Annotated in this window: 12 protein-coding genes; 3 read left to right on the forward strand and 9 right to left on the reverse strand. The window is 45.1% G+C overall.

Features of this window, described 5'->3' with window-relative positions; genetic code table 11:
- The first annotated feature begins 68 nt into the window (after nucleotides 1-68).
- Nucleotides 69-845, forward strand: coding sequence for a hypothetical protein (locus sps_RS08135; RefSeq protein ID WP_077752076.1), 777 nt, complete (start codon nucleotides 69-71; stop codon nucleotides 843-845).
- 295 nt (nucleotides 846-1,140) lie between these two features.
- Here the strand turns inward: sps_RS08135 and topA are convergent, their stop codons facing one another.
- On the reverse strand, nucleotides 1,141-3,852 hold the full coding sequence (gene topA, locus sps_RS08140) for a type I DNA topoisomerase (protein ID WP_149027243.1): 2,712 nt from the start codon (nucleotides 3,850-3,852) through the stop codon (nucleotides 1,141-1,143).
- Between the two features lie 432 nt (nucleotides 3,853-4,284).
- Between topA and astB the strand changes: the two genes are divergently transcribed.
- Nucleotides 4,285-5,622 carry an N-succinylarginine dihydrolase gene (gene astB, locus sps_RS08145; protein ID WP_077752078.1) on the forward strand — a complete coding sequence of 446 codons (1,338 nt, stop codon included), beginning with the start codon at nucleotides 4,285-4,287 and terminating at the stop codon, nucleotides 5,620-5,622.
- Nucleotides 5,623-5,717: 95 nt separating this feature from the next.
- Here the strand turns inward: astB and sps_RS08150 are convergent, their stop codons facing one another.
- Nucleotides 5,718-8,138: an Ig-like domain-containing protein gene (locus tag sps_RS08150; protein WP_077752079.1), complete on the reverse strand. Its 2,421-nt coding sequence runs from the start codon at nucleotides 8,136-8,138 to the stop codon at nucleotides 5,718-5,720.
- 216 nt (nucleotides 8,139-8,354) lie between these two features.
- Here sps_RS08150 and sps_RS08155 point away from each other — a divergent pair, with 216 nt between their 5' ends.
- The gene (locus sps_RS08155) at nucleotides 8,355-9,671 is read left to right on the forward strand and encodes a dicarboxylate/amino acid:cation symporter (protein WP_077752080.1); all 1,317 of its coding nucleotides are present in this window, start codon (nucleotides 8,355-8,357) and stop codon (nucleotides 9,669-9,671) included.
- A gap of 175 nt (nucleotides 9,672-9,846) precedes the next feature.
- Here sps_RS08155 and sps_RS08160 read toward each other — a convergent pair whose 3' ends face one another.
- From sps_RS08160 to sps_RS08190, 7 genes are all read right to left on the reverse strand, one after another.
- On the reverse strand, nucleotides 9,847-11,151 hold the full coding sequence (locus tag sps_RS08160; RefSeq protein ID WP_077752081.1) for an inosine/guanosine kinase: 1,305 nt from the start codon (nucleotides 11,149-11,151) through the stop codon (nucleotides 9,847-9,849).
- Between the two features lie 223 nt (nucleotides 11,152-11,374).
- Nucleotides 11,375-12,370: a ferrochelatase gene (hemH, locus tag sps_RS08165; protein WP_077752082.1), complete on the reverse strand. Its 996-nt coding sequence runs from the start codon at nucleotides 12,368-12,370 to the stop codon at nucleotides 11,375-11,377.
- Between the two features lie 127 nt (nucleotides 12,371-12,497).
- Nucleotides 12,498-13,142 (reverse strand): adenylate kinase, encoded by a 645-nt coding sequence (adk, locus tag sps_RS08170; protein WP_077752083.1) that lies wholly within the window; start codon nucleotides 13,140-13,142, stop codon nucleotides 12,498-12,500.
- Between the two features lie 195 nt (nucleotides 13,143-13,337).
- Nucleotides 13,338-14,183: a co-chaperone YbbN gene (locus sps_RS08175; protein ID WP_077752084.1), complete on the reverse strand. Its 846-nt coding sequence runs from the start codon at nucleotides 14,181-14,183 to the stop codon at nucleotides 13,338-13,340.
- A 159-nt stretch (nucleotides 14,184-14,342) separates the two neighbouring features.
- Nucleotides 14,343-16,259, reverse strand: coding sequence for a molecular chaperone HtpG (htpG, locus tag sps_RS08180; RefSeq protein ID WP_077752085.1), 1,917 nt, complete (start codon nucleotides 16,257-16,259; stop codon nucleotides 14,343-14,345).
- A gap of 219 nt (nucleotides 16,260-16,478) precedes the next feature.
- Nucleotides 16,479-17,078, reverse strand: a complete 600-nt coding sequence (gene recR / locus sps_RS08185) for a recombination mediator RecR (protein WP_077752086.1) — start codon at nucleotides 17,076-17,078, stop codon at nucleotides 16,479-16,481.
- 17 nt (nucleotides 17,079-17,095) lie between these two features.
- Nucleotides 17,096-17,425 carry a YbaB/EbfC family nucleoid-associated protein gene (locus sps_RS08190; RefSeq protein ID WP_012143188.1) on the reverse strand — a complete coding sequence of 110 codons (330 nt, stop codon included), beginning with the start codon at nucleotides 17,423-17,425 and terminating at the stop codon, nucleotides 17,096-17,098.
- Between the last annotated feature and the right edge of the window lie 59 nt (nucleotides 17,426-17,484).

The following is a 17,484-nucleotide window of genomic DNA, read 5'->3' on the forward strand; positions in this document are numbered from 1 at the left end:
TAAGATAACTATGCTAGAGTGTTGATTTATAGTAGCATTAATAGAATTGCATAATTAACGGTAGACCTATGATATTTACTTTGGTTCTGATCAGTATCGGCGCACTCTTATTACTCGTAATCGGAATTAACGTCATACAGCAGCAAAAAGAGCGTGCTGAAGCAGAACGCAGAACTGAACTGGCTAGGCAAAGAGCCATTATCGATGAAACCGAAGAAGTACTTTCTCACACAGGTATGTTCCCCTGCTCCTCTCAATTAGTACTAGTATTGTACAAGCGTGTCGAAGATGCTCTTGGTTTAGCCGTTACCTATGCCGCCAATCAAGCCGGTGACTACCAAAGAAGACAAGCCGACATCGCTGCTCAAGTCCAAAGTTTAGCTGCCAGCCCTAAGCAAGCACCTTCAATAGAAAGTTTCCGCCTGCCCGATAACGATAAACAAATATTGGTTCTGGTACAGGTTCTCAAGAAACTCAAAGCCATACTTCGCTCAGAACACAACAAAGGCAAAGTCGCCCCCGCTATCTTTAGTGAAGAGGAAGGCAGAATAGATAGCCTTCAACTGAGAATCAATGTTGACTCCATGCTATCCCGAGCAAGAGCTGCATGCTTTATGAAACAATATGGTTCCTCAAAGCAGATGGTGACTAAGGCCCTTTCGACCTTACATGCCATCAAGGCTCAAACCCCTAATGACCCATTTATTTCTAAGAAAGTCGATGAAGCAAAAGCCATGTTAGATGAAATAATGGGCGCACAGAAGCTGGCATCTCCACCGGTACAGCAAGAAAAGAAAGAAGAAGAAGATATTGATGTGCTATTCCAGCCAAAGAAAAAGTGGTAATAGAAGCTAGATAGGATTATTGATCAAACAAGGCTCCTTCATAACATGTTGGGGCTTTTTTATTGCCATTATTCAAATATTCAAGCTAGAGCCTGAAACAATTTAAGGATGACAGTAAACACTAACGACTCGATTCTAACTTATCACTTATCACTTATCACTAACCCTTACGATTCTTAGGTTCTAACTCAACCCTCCTGTCTCGTAAGCAGCAGACATTAAAAAGCCCCGAATCATCGAGGCTTTTTATGGACTAGCTATAGCTATGGACTAACATTGACTGAAGCACACAGCTCTATACTTTAGTCTTTGCTGCCGCTTTTGGCTTAGCTTTGGCCTTAGCTTTAGTGGCCGTTGCCGCTTTCGCTTTTGGCTTGGCTTTCTTCTTCGCCTCTGTCACCCACTTTCCGTCGATAAACTTCGAGGTCCAGCCAGTTGCCTTACCATCGACATCGGTAGCAACGTATTGCTCCTTCGTCTTGCGGCTGAAACGAACCGATGCATTATTACCGTCATCGTCTTTCACTGGTGCATCGGCTAGATAGGCATACTTAGGCCACAATAGCTCACGATACTTCACCAACTCTTCTACTAAGGGTGCGCGAGTCTCACGTGATTTAGGGAAAGTACTGGCTGCCATAAATATTCCGGCGGCACCATCTCTAAGCACGAAGTAGCCATCAGACTTAGTACACTTAAGCTCAGGCAAGTGAATTGGGTCTTCCTTTGGAGGCGCAGCTTCACCACTCTTTAACAGCTTGCGGGTGTTCTTACACTCGCTGTTAGTACAACCGAAGTACTTTCCGAAACGGCCATTCTTAAGCTCCATGTCATTGCCACAACGATCACACTCGATAATCGGGCCTTCATAACCCTTAATCTTGAACTGACCGAGTTCAACTTCATGACCGTCACATATCGGGTTATTACCACAAACATGCAGCTTACGAGTCTCATCGATAAGGTAACTGTCCATGGCTGTACCACAGATGCCACAACGATGCTTAGCGCGTAACGCATCTGTTTCAGCATCTTCACTATTCTCACTCACAGCTTCTTCACCGGGAGTCAGGTTCATGGTGGTTTTACAGCGTTCCTTAGGCGGTAAGGCATAGCCTGAACAACCGAGGAATACGCCTGTAGTACCAGTACGAATACCCATAGGACGCTCACAAGTCGGACACTTGATGTTGTCGGTAAGCACCATCTCGTTCGGGCGCATTCCGCCGTCTTCCGGTGGAAGTTCAGCCTGATCTATCTGCTTAGTAAGGTCTTTGTAAAAGCCATCGAGCACTTTCTTCCACTCGAGTTCACCTTTGGCTACATCATCGAGTGTCTGTTCCATGCCCGCAGTAAAGTCATAGCTCATTAGCTCCTTAAAGCTGCCGACCAGACTTTCACTGACTATCTCACCCATCTTTTCTGCGTAGAAACGACGGTTTTCGACGCGCACATAACCACGGTCTTGAATAGTCGAAATAATCGTCGCATAGGTTGATGGACGACCGATACCACGTTTCTCAAGCTCTTTAACCAAAGACGCTTCACTGTATCTAGCTGACGGCTTGGTAAAGTGTTGCTTGGGATCCAGTTCTTTAAGATCCAGCTTATCGCCCTGATCAACATGAGGCAGTGTACTGTCTTCCTCATTTTTCTTCTTGATACTCGTTTGAACTCGAGTCCAACCGTCGAAACGTAGCGTACGACCAGTGGCTTTGAGCTCGTACTCACCGGACTTAACCGTTAAGCGAGTCGCATCATATTTTGCTGGTGTCATCTGACAAGAAACAAACTGACGCCAGATAAGCTCATACAAGCGCTGTGCGTCTCTCTCCATGTCACTCATCAAAGCCGCATGCACTTTGACATCTGATGGACGAATTGCTTCGTGAGCCTCTTGTGCGCCATCTTTACTGCCATAACGAATAGGCGCATCTGGCAAATACTTATCGCCAAACTCTTTACCTATCATCTCGCGCACATTATCCAAGGCTTCCTGACTCAAATTCGTCGAATCGGTACGCATATAGGTAATATGACCCGCTTCGTACAGACGTTGAGCCATCATCATGGTCTTCTTGACGCCAAAGCCTAAACGGGTACTCGCCGCTTGTTGCAAGGTCGATGTGATATAAGGTGCCGAAGGCTTGCTCTGAGTCGCTCTGTCATCACGAGCAGCAACCACAAAGCTTGACTGCGACAGAGCAGCAACCGCTTCCAATGTTTGCTTTTCATTAACAGGATTAAATGCCTTACCCTGAAACTTAACCACCTGCATTTTCAGCAGGTCATTAGCCTGGGTATTAAGATCAGCATGAATATCCCAAAACTCTTCGGGAACGAAAGCCTTAATCTCGCCTTCTCTTTCAACCACTAAACGCGTTGCCACAGACTGAACTCGACCAGCGGATAATCCACGGGCGACTTTCTTCCATAACAGAGGCGATACCATAAACCCAACAACCCGATCGAGGAATCTACGAGCCTGCTGGGCATTAACCATATTGGTATCTAAATGCGCAGGTTTACTAAATGCGTCTTGAATGGCGGTCTTGGTGATCTCGTTGAAGACAACGCGCTGATAGCGTGACTCATCTCCACCTATGATCTCCTGCAAGTGCCATGCAATGGCCTCTCCCTCTCTATCCAAATCGGTTGCGAGATAGATTTTGTCGGCTTTCTCAGCTAGAGCTTGTAGCTCTTTTACGACTTTCTCTTTGCCTGGGAGTATCTGATACTTGGCTTTCCAGTCTTTTTCAGGGTCCACTCCCATACGAGCAACAAGCGCTTGTTTCGCTTTTTTGCTCTTATATATGGCTTTCTCTTCAGGAGGCATCTTCCGAACTTCAGCGGGCGTTTTAGTCGCCACTTTCGCATCAGGACTGGATGATGTTGGTAAGTCTCTTACGTGACCTACGCTCGATTTAACAATGTAATCTTTGCCGAGATATTTATTAATAGTCTTGGCTTTGGCCGGTGATTCGACAATAACTAGCGATTTACCCATAGAATGATCTGCGCCAAAAAGTCTCAAAATGCTGTAATTTGGCTCCATATATAGAGGGTTGTCTCAATTTTTTCAAGCTAATCCCTCTTTTATTTGTACTGGTGAGCCATTTTTTAACCATTTTGGAACTATTTCTAAAAAAGTGTGAAAGAAATAAATGCTTAATTAAAAACTAATATTCCATTATTAGTCATCTAGCAAGGAATTCATGTGCATTTCGATGCAAATATCACAAACTTAGCCAATTTCGCCTCTCTTGTGAACAATTGAAGCTTAAGTATACTGACCTCATTTCAACCTCACATCACATCTTAGCTTAACTCTAGTGGTTCTGGAGTAACTGGCAACCTAAGAAGCCAAATTCCATGTGAAGCGAAAAGAATCAAGCAAGTTAATAATAAAAAGGTATCGCTACCCTGATAAGGAAAACTAATGAAGCATTTTGAAGCAAATTTCGATGGTCTTGTTGGACCAACCCACAATTATGCGGGCCTCTCCTTTGGCAATGTGGCATCACTGAGTAACGCAGCTGCCGTTTCAAATCCAAGAGCCGCAGCCAAACAGGGATTGAAAAAAGCCAAGGCACTCGCCGACATGGGTATGGTTCAGGGCATGTTAGCCCCTCAAGAGCGCCCAGACCTTCATACACTGCGCAGAATTGGTTTTACGGGCTCTGACGCCGAAGTATTAAATAAAGCCGCTAAACAGGCTCCTGCTTTGTTACGTGCCTGTTGTAGTGCATCAAGCATGTGGACCGCTAATGCGGCAACCGTTTCACCTAGTGCCGATTGTCGTGATGGGAAGCTTCATTTCACCCCGGCTAACTTGGTCGACAAGTTACACCGCAGCATAGAACCGATCACCACAGGTAACATCCTGGCGGCGACATTCAATAACGACAAGCATTTCAGCCATCATCAACATCTGCCTGAGCACGCCAGTTTTGGCGATGAAGGCGCGGCTAATCATACCCGCCTTTGCAGTGAATACGGCGAAACGGGTATAGAGTTATTTGTCTATGGCCAAGAAGCAACAAATCCAGCGGCACCTAAACCAAAAAAGTATCCAGCAAGACAGACATTAGAAGCGTCACAAGCCATTGCACGCCTGCATCAGCTCGATGATAACAACACGGTTTATATCTCACAGAACCCTGATGTGATCGATCAAGGCGTGTTTCATAACGATGTGATCGCCGTAGGTAACCAAAATGTGCTCTTCTATCACGAGCAGGCATTTCTGGATACACAGAACAAGTTAAATGAAATAAAACAGAAGTTTGGTGACTCATCACTTCATTTCATCGAAGTTCCCACAAATAAAGTCGGTATTCAAGATGCAGTGAAGAGTTACCTGTTTAATACTCAGATAATTACTCTTCCATCAGGTGAAATGGCCATTATCGCGCCTACAAACTGCCAGGAAAATGAAGCGGTACACGCTTACCTCAATGAAGTCGTCACTCTGGGCACACCAATCAAGCAAGTGCATTATTTTGATGTTAAGCAAAGCATGCAAAATGGTGGCGGTCCAGCTTGTTTGAGACTACGTGTCGCCATGAATGACACCGAAGTGGCAGCAGTTAATCAGCATACTTTGATGAATGATGTTCTATTCAGTGAGCTCAATAACTGGGTAGACAAGCACTACCGCGATCGCCTCAGTGTCGAAGACCTGGCCGATCCACAGGTATTGATTGAATCACGTACCGCGCTGGATGAGCTAACCCAGTTGATGAATTTGGGCAGTGTTTATCAGTTCCAGAAGTAGCTAGCTATACAAAGGTAGTATACCTTGAACATAAAAAACCACCTTTCACAGGTGGTTTTTTATGAAAATGACTTTAAGTCACTATAAAATATTTTTTACATATTTATATCAATTACCGCAACGGTTGAAATGACTCCGCCGGGAGTTGTTACACTAATAGTCAACACCCCATCCTCTGGTTCATCGGGCCCTTTGACTGAGATTGTTTCACAACGAGCACCATTGATGTTGGTATTAGGCCAAATAATAGGATTAGTCGTCGCCACACTGCCAACCGAAGTCACCGAATTAATTTCACTACCTGATGGCATTTGTTGATTATGCAAATCTGAAATACATATATAAACAGAACCGATCGATTTAGGTGCTAGATCTAACACGTGTATCCCAGTGTCTGCTGCACTATCTATCACTATAGGCTGTGATGCTATAGCAGTGCTTCCTGACATAACTAAAACAAGATTTTGTCTTACATATGTGCTGGTACTTTTAGCCGTAAAGGATGCACAGCCAGCGTGAGCAGGTTCACTACACAAGACTCCATTATATAAAGCATCCTGAGTATCAAAATTACCATCAAAATTAAAATCGATTAGCTCTTCTAAACTTCCGCCGCCAGCACCAATACCTTCTACAGGATTAAACAAACCATCTTCATTGTAATCTTCAAACGGCTCATTCAGATCAAAATCCTCACCCGCTGTATTCATCCCTAAAAAGGCTGTTAGCTCAGCAGCATCGAAACGCCCGTTACCATTAGTATCGGCGAAAGATTCCTCCCCTATAGCTGTAGCGGTAACTGTAGTTCTTCCCCCCATAGGTTGGCCAAGATAATAGTTCTGGCGGACATCCCAATATTGACGTCCTTGCCCATCTAAAGGTAATGGCTGTACTGTCGCACCGAATGGGCGCGGATCTTTACTCTGCCAATCTACTGTGCAACCGCCATCAGTGGTGATACATGAATCAACAATATCACCGCCTTCTGTTCTGAACGTCACTGAAGTACCGTCTGGAACCCTATTATTGAATGCATCGGAAAGTTTTGCGGTGATCTGCACTAATGTACCTTCACTACTCCAACCTTCAGGATTAAAATTTGAGGCTGATAATGAAAAACTATCTTGATCTGGAATACCTGTAGTAACAACCAGCTCTGTAGATTGACTGGAAATGACTGGGTCAGAACCATTAATTGTACCCGTTACGCGAATCACTGTAGCGACAGTACCTGAACGAACAACGGTTTGTACTAAGCCTTGATCATTGGTTGTAGCATTTGAAGGATCGAAGGTAATGCCACCGACAACAGTGTTTAGATTGAAATCAACCAGTTGATTACTCACTGGCAGTGCATTGGTATCCAAGACTTTAAATATGACAGTAGAAGACTCCGGCAGGCCAGTTCCTAAAAGGCCAATTTTAGAAGGCGATACAGACTCAAAAACAATACTACCAATACTAGCAGGTAAAATATTGATACTGGTGCTTGCAGATAGGCTCAAACCACCAGCATTTGCCGTCACGTTAATTTGATCGTCACCACTACAGCCTTGCGCTAAATATGTACTCGATGCCGCACCGTTAACTGCCGTAACAGGAGTACTTAAAATAGCTTGAGGAGTAGAGAAAGATGCACAAGTTGACGTGAAATTAACTTCAACAGGTTGTGTAAATGGATTTCCTTCACCATCTTGAAGCAATACAGAGACCGTTGCCGTACCACCAGCTGACAGCTGAGCCGTTGAGATTGACGCAGCTCCTGCAACAAATGGAACGCCGCTGCCCATAAAGACATTCGTTGCACCCACAACGACAATAGCCCCCCCCTCTTCACCAGTTTCCAGTGAAGCTACCGCTTTGCCGGCACCTAAATCTGTTCCGGCATAGATATCGACAATAGCAACACCATCAATAGTTACTGCTGCATCTATTGGTATTTCACCTTTGGCTGATGTAAACGTCACAATCACAGGTTTACTGATACCTGTCACTGTAGCAACAAGCTTTCCAGGCTTAGTCGTTGAAATAGAATCTGTAGCAACTCCAGCGGCATCAGTCAGAGTAAGTACCACTAAAGCGCCACCACCGGCTTCACCACCGTCTCCGGCCATGTTAAAACCTATGGTTGCAGACCCATCCGTTGCGCCCTCTATACTTGCTTCCACATTACCCGCACCTGCGACATTCGATGTTGCCAGTGCAATGGTAGCGACACCATCAGAGTTAGTTAGGGCTGTGCCTGTTCCAGGAGTAAATGAACCAAGAGTGGCATCAGAAAGCGTAAAAGTGACTAATACCCCCGACATCAAGCCAGTTGTAGAGCTCGTCACTGTGGCAGATACAGACGCTGGTGTCAGCGCGTTTATGTCAGAATTAGAAATTGACAATGAAATTACAACGGTACCTTCATCTGGAGCTGGATCTAATGGATCCGATATATCCCCCCCTCCACTACAGGCGACCATGAAAAACGACCATAAAAATACGATAAAAGACTTGTAAACTGACTTCATGCCAGACTCCCTGTTACTCAATATGTAATTTTAAGCGAGGCGCTTATTACTTATAGGTCAACATTACATAATTTTCCTGCTACTTTTCCATAACTATCTTGATTTATTTTACCAAAACCACGAAAAAGATTAACTTTTATACCGTTTCATCAATCTTCGTTTCTTGCTACGCTTACACCGCAAATTGAAAAGCATAATAATTATACAGGAAGCACTATGGCTTTAACTCAAGCAAAAAAACTCGGACTCACGAGTAAAATTCTTATTGGTATGGGTGGAGGTATCCTATTTGGATTGCTACTCAGAAACCTTTTCCCCGAAAGCACCTTTATAAACGAATATATTACCGAAGGTTTTTTACACGTTATCGGTACCATATTTGTTTCCGGACTGAAAATGTTGGTCGTACCTTTGGTGTTTATTTCATTGGTATGTGGAACATGTTCACTGAGTGACCCGTCAAAATTGGGCAGGCTCGGTGGTAAGACCATCGCCTTTTATCTATTCACCACGGCCATTGCCCTATCTGCGTCAATCTTAGTCGCCATCATGGTCCATCCAGGTAACGCTTCCTTGGTCAGTGAAGGCCTCACCTTCAATGCAAAAGAAGCCCCAAGCCTAGCAGAAGTGATCATCAACATAGTCCCAACCAACCCACTGCATGCGATGAGTGAAGGCAATATGCTTCAAATCATCCTATTTGCGGTTATTTTTGGTTTTGCCATCTCGCATATAGGCGAGCGCGGTAAACGCGTTGCAGCGCTGTTTAACGACCTTAATGAAGTGATTATGCGTGTAGTTACACTAATAATGCAGCTTGCGCCATATGGTGTGTTTGCCTTGATGGCAAAATTGGCACTCACTTTGGGTCTCGAAACCTTCGGCAGCGTAGTAAAATATTTCTTCGTCGTCCTAGGTGTTCTTCTGCTTCATGGATTCGTTGTCTATCCCACATTGCTTAAAGTGTTCTCAGGATTAAACCCGATAACCTTCATCCGCAAGATGCGCGATGTTCAGCTGTTTGCTTTTAGCACCGCCAGTTCAAATGCGACTCTGCCAGTCACCATAGAAACTGCTGAGCACAGACTAGGTGTCGATAATAAAGTCGCCTCTTTTACTTTACCACTTGGCGCCACTATCAACATGGATGGTACGGCCATCATGCAAGGTGTTGCCACGGTATTTATCGCTCAGGTTTATGGCGTTGACTTAACCATCACAGATTACGCCATGGTCGTTGTGACTGCGACGCTTGCATCTATCGGTACCGCAGGCGTGCCAGGTGTGGGTCTTATCATGTTAGCCATGGTACTTAACCAGGTGGGCCTTCCTGTTGAAGGTATCGCACTGATCATCGGCGTAGACAGACTACTCGACATGGTCCGCACCGCAGTCAATGTCACCGGCGACACGGTTGCCACTGTGGTCATCGCTAAATCTGAGGGTGAGTTCAACGAAGAGATCTTTAACGATACTCAAGCTGGCAAGACAGCGGGCAGCTTCAGAGAGCAAGTAAAGGGGCAAGAAGCTTAAGTACAGAGTTCTCTAGGATGTGCGCTCCATAAGGGGCGCATTATATATTCCAGACACAAAGTAAGTTTTTTGCCGTCCTTGGCAAACTTACATAAGTGTTCCAGACACAGAAAGGCGTCCAATTGGACGCCTTTCTTTTGTTTGATTTTTAAGAGGTTTATCTCGTACTAGAGACTTATCTCTCCCAGTACGATTCTTCTAAGCTATCTTCACGCTCTGGTAAGCCACGTGAAAGGCGCGGGCTGTGCTGTGCAAGCACTTCATAGGCCACGCGATTAGCATACTTACAGATCTGTGAAAATGAGGAGTAACATAATCCATCACGCTTGTGTTTGCTCGAACCTGGCACATTAGCCTTATGGAAGGTATTCGATGCGAGGTCGTGTAGCAGTGCTGACAAGGCACCATCACCAGCGCCATTGGTGTTACGGATCTTCTCCGGACCGCCCATGTAAGGTGAAATGTGTGCGTAGACTTTAATCGGCTCATCACAGGCAGATTTCAGCTTAGGGCGTGAAAACTCATACCGGTTAAACTCTGGAATAGAGCCAGGTAAAAGAGTATTACTGGTTTCACGTTTCTCTGCATTTTCGGTATAACCAGCGGTATAGAGCCCGATTGGGCCGGCAGTGGTTAATACCATATCACACAGTTCAAGGGCGGCTTCACTGGCCTGAAGCGGATCTTTAAAGCCGGTTAGGGCTTCACCTTCATCCTCGTTCATCGCCAATATTGTCACGTTTTCCTTAATAAAAGCTTTCCACCACTCAGGGTCTTCTTCGATCAAGAAACGGGTACCTAAGGTCAACACCACAGCTACCCCGACCTCTTTGGCATACTCTATCGCAGTTAATGCAGCCTGTGTCATCTGATCGTCACCACTGGCTCTCATCAAGTAAGCCGTTAACACCAACGCCGAAGCCCCTTGTACCAAATCTTTATCGATATATTCTGGAGTTAACTTATCCATCGAGCCCTTGCTAATAGCAAAAGTACGCTCACCACACTCAGATATCAGAGTGAAACAGCGACCTATGGCACCGTCGACGGGCTGAAGATAATTTAAATCAACCTTAGAAGATGTGTTACACAGATAACGATAGGCGTAGCTTCCAACTTCGATATTATTACTCATTACGCCGAACAAAACAGATCTGTCATCGGCAAGAATAGAATAGTTATGAACCGTATTGCCTATGGTGCCACCGGCGAATTCATCACTGATTAAACCACTTGTCTTAAGTTCAGAGTACAGAGCATGGGCACTGACATCATCAATCAGAGTCGAGTTGCCTTTAGGAAGTTGATAACGTTCGAGTAACTCATCGCCGACCTTAGCTTCGATGTCCACCAAGGTCTGATCGATCCCGGTAATATAAGTAGGAAATCGAAGCGGTTGCTGAGTGAGCTGAGCCAATAGCGGGTCACGGTTTTGGACGGGAAAATAGTGCTTGGACTTTCGTTGACCTGGAAACTTCATTTTGTGCTCTCAACTGTGGCAACATACTGGAGGCCGATTAAATTTAATCAGCCATACTGGGAATATAGTTCAAAACAATTGGCCCTATCAAATTAGGGCCAATAGAAACGGCGGCAGATCCTACCACATGAGCCGATATACGCCAGTATCCAGTAGCGTATTTTGCCCTTTTTAAGGACGGATGTTGAGTGTATTAAGCAGTTTGCTCACTTCTAACACAAATTTAGTACCAACCTTGGCTCTGCTCTTTCACCAACTCTACTAAAAGCGCTATATGAGCAGGGTCAGTATTGAGACAAGGAATAAACGCATATCTCTCTCCCCCAGCTTCAATGAACATCTCTTTTCCACCGATAGAAAGCTCTTCGAGTGTTTCCAGACAATCTGCCGCAAAAGCCGGGCTGATAATATCCACCGACTTCACGCCTTGAGCTGGTAAAGAGGTCAAGGTCTTGTCGGTCTGAGGTGTAAGCCACTCCTCTTTGCCAAATATTGACTGATAACAGAGCTGCCACTGGTCATCATTTAACCCCAACTCTTTAGCCAAGAGCTCAGAGGTTTTCTCGCAATGTTGCTGATAGGGGTCGCCTTCAGTCACATATCTAACTGGGATCCCATGAAACGACATAAGCAATTTTTCGGCTTGTCCATGCTGTTGCCAATGGGCTTTAACCGAACTGGCCAAGGCAGAAATATAGCCTGGATGCTGATAGTATTCTTTATTTAAACGAGTTTCAGGGATTTCTCTCCACCCCTTATACTCAGTGGCAATGGCATCAGACACTGCCGCCACGGTTGAGCATGAGTATTGCGGGTAAAGAGGCAGTACGATAATTTTTTCAACCCCTTGAGACTTGAGCTTATCTAGCCCTAAAGCCAGTGAAGGGTTACCGTAAGTCATACCCAACTCGACCGGTATGCTCTGTCCAAATTCTTGGGCTAATCTGCCAGCAAGTTGCTCTCTCTGGCGCAGGCTCACGACCATCAAGGGCGAACCTTCATCCCACCATATAGATTGATAGAGTTTTGCCACCTTAGATGGGCGAAAGTTAAGTATGACGCCGTTAAGAACAGGCTTCCAAATAAGGGGGTTGAGGTCGACGACTCTTGGATCGCTCAAGAACTGCTTTAGAAATGAACGTACATCTTTTGTTGTGGGTGTATCAGGCGTCCCTAAGTTAACCAGAAGCACACCGAATGCCGGGGTAGTTTTGCTCAAAATCACTCTCTTATAATGTCAATACGCTTTGTTAGGCTAACATTCAAAATCACATAAAAAAAGCCCACCTAAGTGAGCTTTTTAAAATATGAGAACTAGCTCATATACTGATAAAGAGCCAATAGCTTTAGCTTAACGCAGCTACGATCTCTTTACTGACTGCGGCCACAGCCTGTGTGCCGTCAAACTTGCTGTATGTCGCCTGACCAGATGCTGCGACTTTTCCGTAATACTCTACTAATGGCTTAGTCTGCTCATGGTAGATTTCCAGGCGCTTGCGTACAGTAGACTCTTCATCATCTGGACGGATAGCCAGGTCTTCACCGGTAACATCATCCTTACCTTCAACCTTTGGCTGGTTGAAAACAATATGATAAACACGGCCAGAACCAGGATGAACACGACGACCCGCCATACGCTTAACGATCTCTTCGTCTGGCACATCAATTTCTACCACGTGGTCAATATTAATGCCACTGGCAGCCATAGCATCGGCCTGTGGGATAGTACGAGGGAAACCATCGAGCAAGAAGCCTTTGGTACAATCATCTTGAGCTACACGCTCTTTTACTAAACCAATAATGAGCTCATCTGAGACCAACTGACCAGCATCCATCACTTTCTTGGCTTCTAAACCAAGAGACGTTCCAGCTTTAACTGCTGCACGTAGCATATCGCCCGTAGAAATTTGTGGAATACCGTACTTTTCCATGATGAACTGGGCCTGGGTACCTTTGCCGGCACCTGGGGCACCTAATAACATGATGCGCATCTCGAGAGTCCTCTTATTTCACATAGTTTTATCATTGGCGGCGATTTTCGCATAATTAACCGCTATTTTGAAGGGGAAGAAACAGTTTTAAGCCAGTTAGTCATTAGACATTGGCCTGATAGACATTCATTTTTAACCAGGCCAAGTGGATTCTGTCCATTCTGTTTAATTTCAGCGCTGCTTTTTCACTCAATATCAATACAATAAACTGTATAACTTACGACGATACTGATTAGCCAGCTGATTTCCCTGACCCAATGCAGTCAATATTTCCAGAAAGAGTTTCTTAGCATCACCATTCTCAAGCGAAATATCTTTAGATAGAGGAGCAAACAGCAGTGCTAGCGCTTCTTCATCTCTTTTCGCCTGATGAAGCGCCTTAACTAGCTCTAGCAATAGAGAGACATTATCGGGCTCACTATCACAAGCTTGCTGTAAATTACGGATCTCCGGGGTATCGGCAGCATCCAAAGCCAGTGCGATTTTAGCTTTAAGGGTTTGATAATAGCTGGTCTGATCGGCAAGGCCCACACTGTCTAACAACTCACCCGCTAAGGAAAAGTCACCCGCCATCAGTTCAGCATCGGCGTACACTAAGGCGATTTCAGCATTTGGCGATTCGCTATAGGCTTCCCTTAACAAGTGGAGTGCCGACTGAAAGTCTTCATCCACGAGTAATGCCTTGGCTTGGTTGAGCTTAAGCTGCCACTGTGCCGGAAGATGCTTATCTAACATCTCGGTGATTTGTCTTTCTTCTTGCAGACCCGCAAAACCATCTATTGGCTTGCCTTCACTAAGCACTAGGGTCGTGGGGAGATTCTGAATTTGAAAATAATTAGCGATCTCCATCTCGCTGTCACAATCAACTTTTGCTAACACAAAACGGCCAGCTTGTTTCTGGGCCATGGAGACTAATGTCTGGCTTAAAGTGATACTTTCCGGGCTTTGATTAGACCAGAAACAGAGCACGACAACTTGCTCTGTCGATGCATCAACAACTTGCTGAATATTCTCTTTGGTTAGATCTAAAACTGTTTCCATAACAATCCTGTTATCTTTTATATGGCATTCTACCCCGTTCTCGTCTCTATAAGGCCTAAGCTTTTGGGGCGAATGATAGATGCAGCAGATATAAAAAAGGCAGAACACTAATACTACCTATGGTACTAGCTGCTCTGCCTTCTCAATGACAATGGCTTATTACTTAAGTTTAGCCAACAACATCTGGTTCATCAGCTTAATGAAAGCTGAAGGATCTGCTAGGCTACCTTTCTCTGATAATTGGGCCTGTTGTAGCAATAACTCGGTCCACTGAGTAAATACTGCTTCATCTTGCTCGTCATCAAGACGCGCAACCAAAGGATGCTCAGGGTTAATCTCAAATGTAGGCTTACTTTCCGGTACAGCTTGTCCGGCAGCTTCCATCAACTTAATCATCTGAGTCGACATTTCACCTTCACCCGCCACAACACAAGCTGGGGTATCGGTAAGACGAGTGGTCACTTTCACTGCAGACACCTTGTCACCCAGTGAATCCTTAACGCGTTTAACCAAGCCTTCAGACTCAGTTTCCATCTTCTCTTGGGCTTCTTTCTCACCTGCATCTTCAAGATCACCAAGCTCAAGATCACCACGAGTTACCGAGTGAAGCTGCTTACCATCGAAATCTGTAAGGTGGTTGATCAACCACTCATCGATGCGCTCAGACATCAAGAGGACTTCGATACCTTTCTTACGGAGTAACTCAAGATGCGGGCTATTGGCAGCCGCTTCGTGGCTATCGGCAACGATATAGTAAATCTTGTTTTGGCCTTCCTGCATACGACCGATGTAATCGGCTAGCGAAACTGTCGGTGCAGCACCTTCTGTATGAGTCGATGCAAAGCGTAGCAAGCCAGCAATACGCTCCTTATTCGCCATATCTTCGGCAGGGCCTTCTTTTAGAACCTGACCGAATTCAGCCCAGAATGTCTGATATTTCTCAGCATCGTTTTTAGCCAGTTTTTCTAGCATGCTGAGAACGCGCTTAGTCACTGCGGTTCTAAGTGCTGTGGTCACTTTATTGTCTTGTAATATTTCACGAGACACGTTCAATGGCAGATCGTTTGAGTCGATGAGTCCTTGAACAAAACGCAGGTAGCTAGGCATAAACTGCTCTGCATCGTCCATGACGAACACACGCTGAACAAATAATTTCAAACCATGCTTACGGTCACGGTTCCACATGTCCCAAGGTGCTTTGGCTGGGATATAAAGCAAGCTAGTGTATTCTTGCTTACCTTCAACACGGTTGTGGCTCCACAACAATGGGTCGGTAAAATCGTGGGAAATATGCTTATAAAACTCTTCATACTCCTCTTTAGAGATATCACTCTTGTTACGGGTCCAAAGCGCAGTCGCCTTGTTCATAGGCTTCCATGAACCTTCGACTGCCGCCACGGCTTCTTGATCATCAGAAGCTTCAATCGCCGGCGTACCCTCTTCGAACATTTCAACAGGGACAGAGATATGATCTGAGTATTTAGTGATAATAGAACGCAGACGATAGTCATCGGCAAACTCTTGCTCTTCTTTACGAAGATGCAAGACAATTTCGGTTCCACGAGTCTCTTTAGTGATATTGTCTACAGTAAAATCACCTTCTCCCGCCGACTCCCATAACACGCCTTCATCTGCGCTGTGGCCAGCGGCACGAGTACGCACAGTGACTTTATCGGCAACGATGAATGAAGAATAGAAGCCCACACCAAACTGACCAATAAGTTGTGAATCCTTAGTGTCATCACCGGATAGGTTATTGAAAAACTCTGCCGTACCCGACTTAGCAATAGTGCCTAAATGCTCAATCACACCGTCGCGTGTCATGCCAATGCCATTATCACTGATGGTAATAGTGCCTTTGTCTTTATCGGCACTAATACGCACGCTCAGCTCGCCATCACCTTCATAGAGAGCATCATTAGTCAGTGCTTCATAACGTAGCTTATCTGCAGCATCGGCAGCGTTGGAAACCAATTCACGCAAGAAAATCTCTTTGTTGGAGTATAAAGAGTGAATCATCAAATTTAGTAGTTGCTTGACTTCAGTTTGAAAGCCATGAGTTTCTTGTTGTGACATGGTTTGTTCCTTTATTGTATTTCACAAAGCCTAATTCTTTATGGACTTAAGCTTTTTACTAAGCAAAGTTCATTATGCAATTAGAGATGGGGCTGGAATTCGGCATTTCAAGGGGAAAGAGATAACAGAGGTTTAAATGGCTAAAAAAAATCCAGTATTGCCGAAACAAACACTGGATTTTCTTGTTCTGAAAAACAGAACCGTAAAATAACTTAAAACTTACAGAGGAAGACGGCCATTGAAAGAAAGCGCTAACGTCGTGCTATCAACATACTCAAGTTCACCGCCAACAGGAACACCATGAGCGATACGGCTCACTATGACTTGGTGGCTCTTGGCCATATCCGCGATAAAATGCGCCGTTGCATCCCCTTCCACAGTTGGATTAGTGGCTAAGATCAATTCGGACACCTCACCAGAGGCAAGGTGCTCTTCTAGTAAAGCTAATCCAAGTTCATCAGGCCCAATACCATCTAGTGGTGACAAGTGCCCAAGCAGAACAAAGTAACGCCCGGAAAAGTGACCACCAGCCTCGATGGCAAGTACATCGGCCGGAGTTTCAACCACACAAATCACCTGAGATTGTCCACGTTTATGGCTAGCACAAATGGGACAATGAACCTCTTCGGTAAAGGTGCGACAGGATTGACAGTGACCCACATCGCTCATGGCTTTTGACAGCGCATGACCTAGGGATTGACCAGCTTTACGATCCCGTTCCAGTAGCTGAAACGCCATACGCTGAGCGGATTTTGGACCGACTCCGGGCAAACATTTCAGTGCTTGGATCAACTCATCGACGAGAGGACTAAATTTCATCTGCTATCGATACTCGTCTAAAACGGCATCTTCATGCCAGGTGGTAGCTGCATGCCACCCGTAACTTCAGCCATTCTCTCTTTTTGGTTCTCTTCAACCCGGCGAGCCGCGTCGTTACATGCTGCAGCGATAAGATCTTCTAGCATCTCTTTATCGTCTTCTAACAGGCTAGGATCGATATCCACTTTACGTACACTGTGAGAACCTGTCATGGTCACTTTAACAAGGCCAGCACCGGCTTCACCGGTCACTTCCATACGCGCAATTTCTTCCTGCACTTTAGCCATCTTGTCTTGCATCTGCTGGGCCTGCTTCATCAGGTTACCCATACCGCCTTTTCCAAACATATCTATTTCTCTTCAATTAAGGGTCGAATAAAGTTGGCTCATCTTACTTAAATAATGTC

Source organism: Shewanella psychrophila, assembly GCF_002005305.1.
In the GTDB taxonomy this organism is placed as follows: Bacteria; Pseudomonadota; Gammaproteobacteria; order Enterobacterales; family Shewanellaceae; genus Shewanella; species Shewanella psychrophila.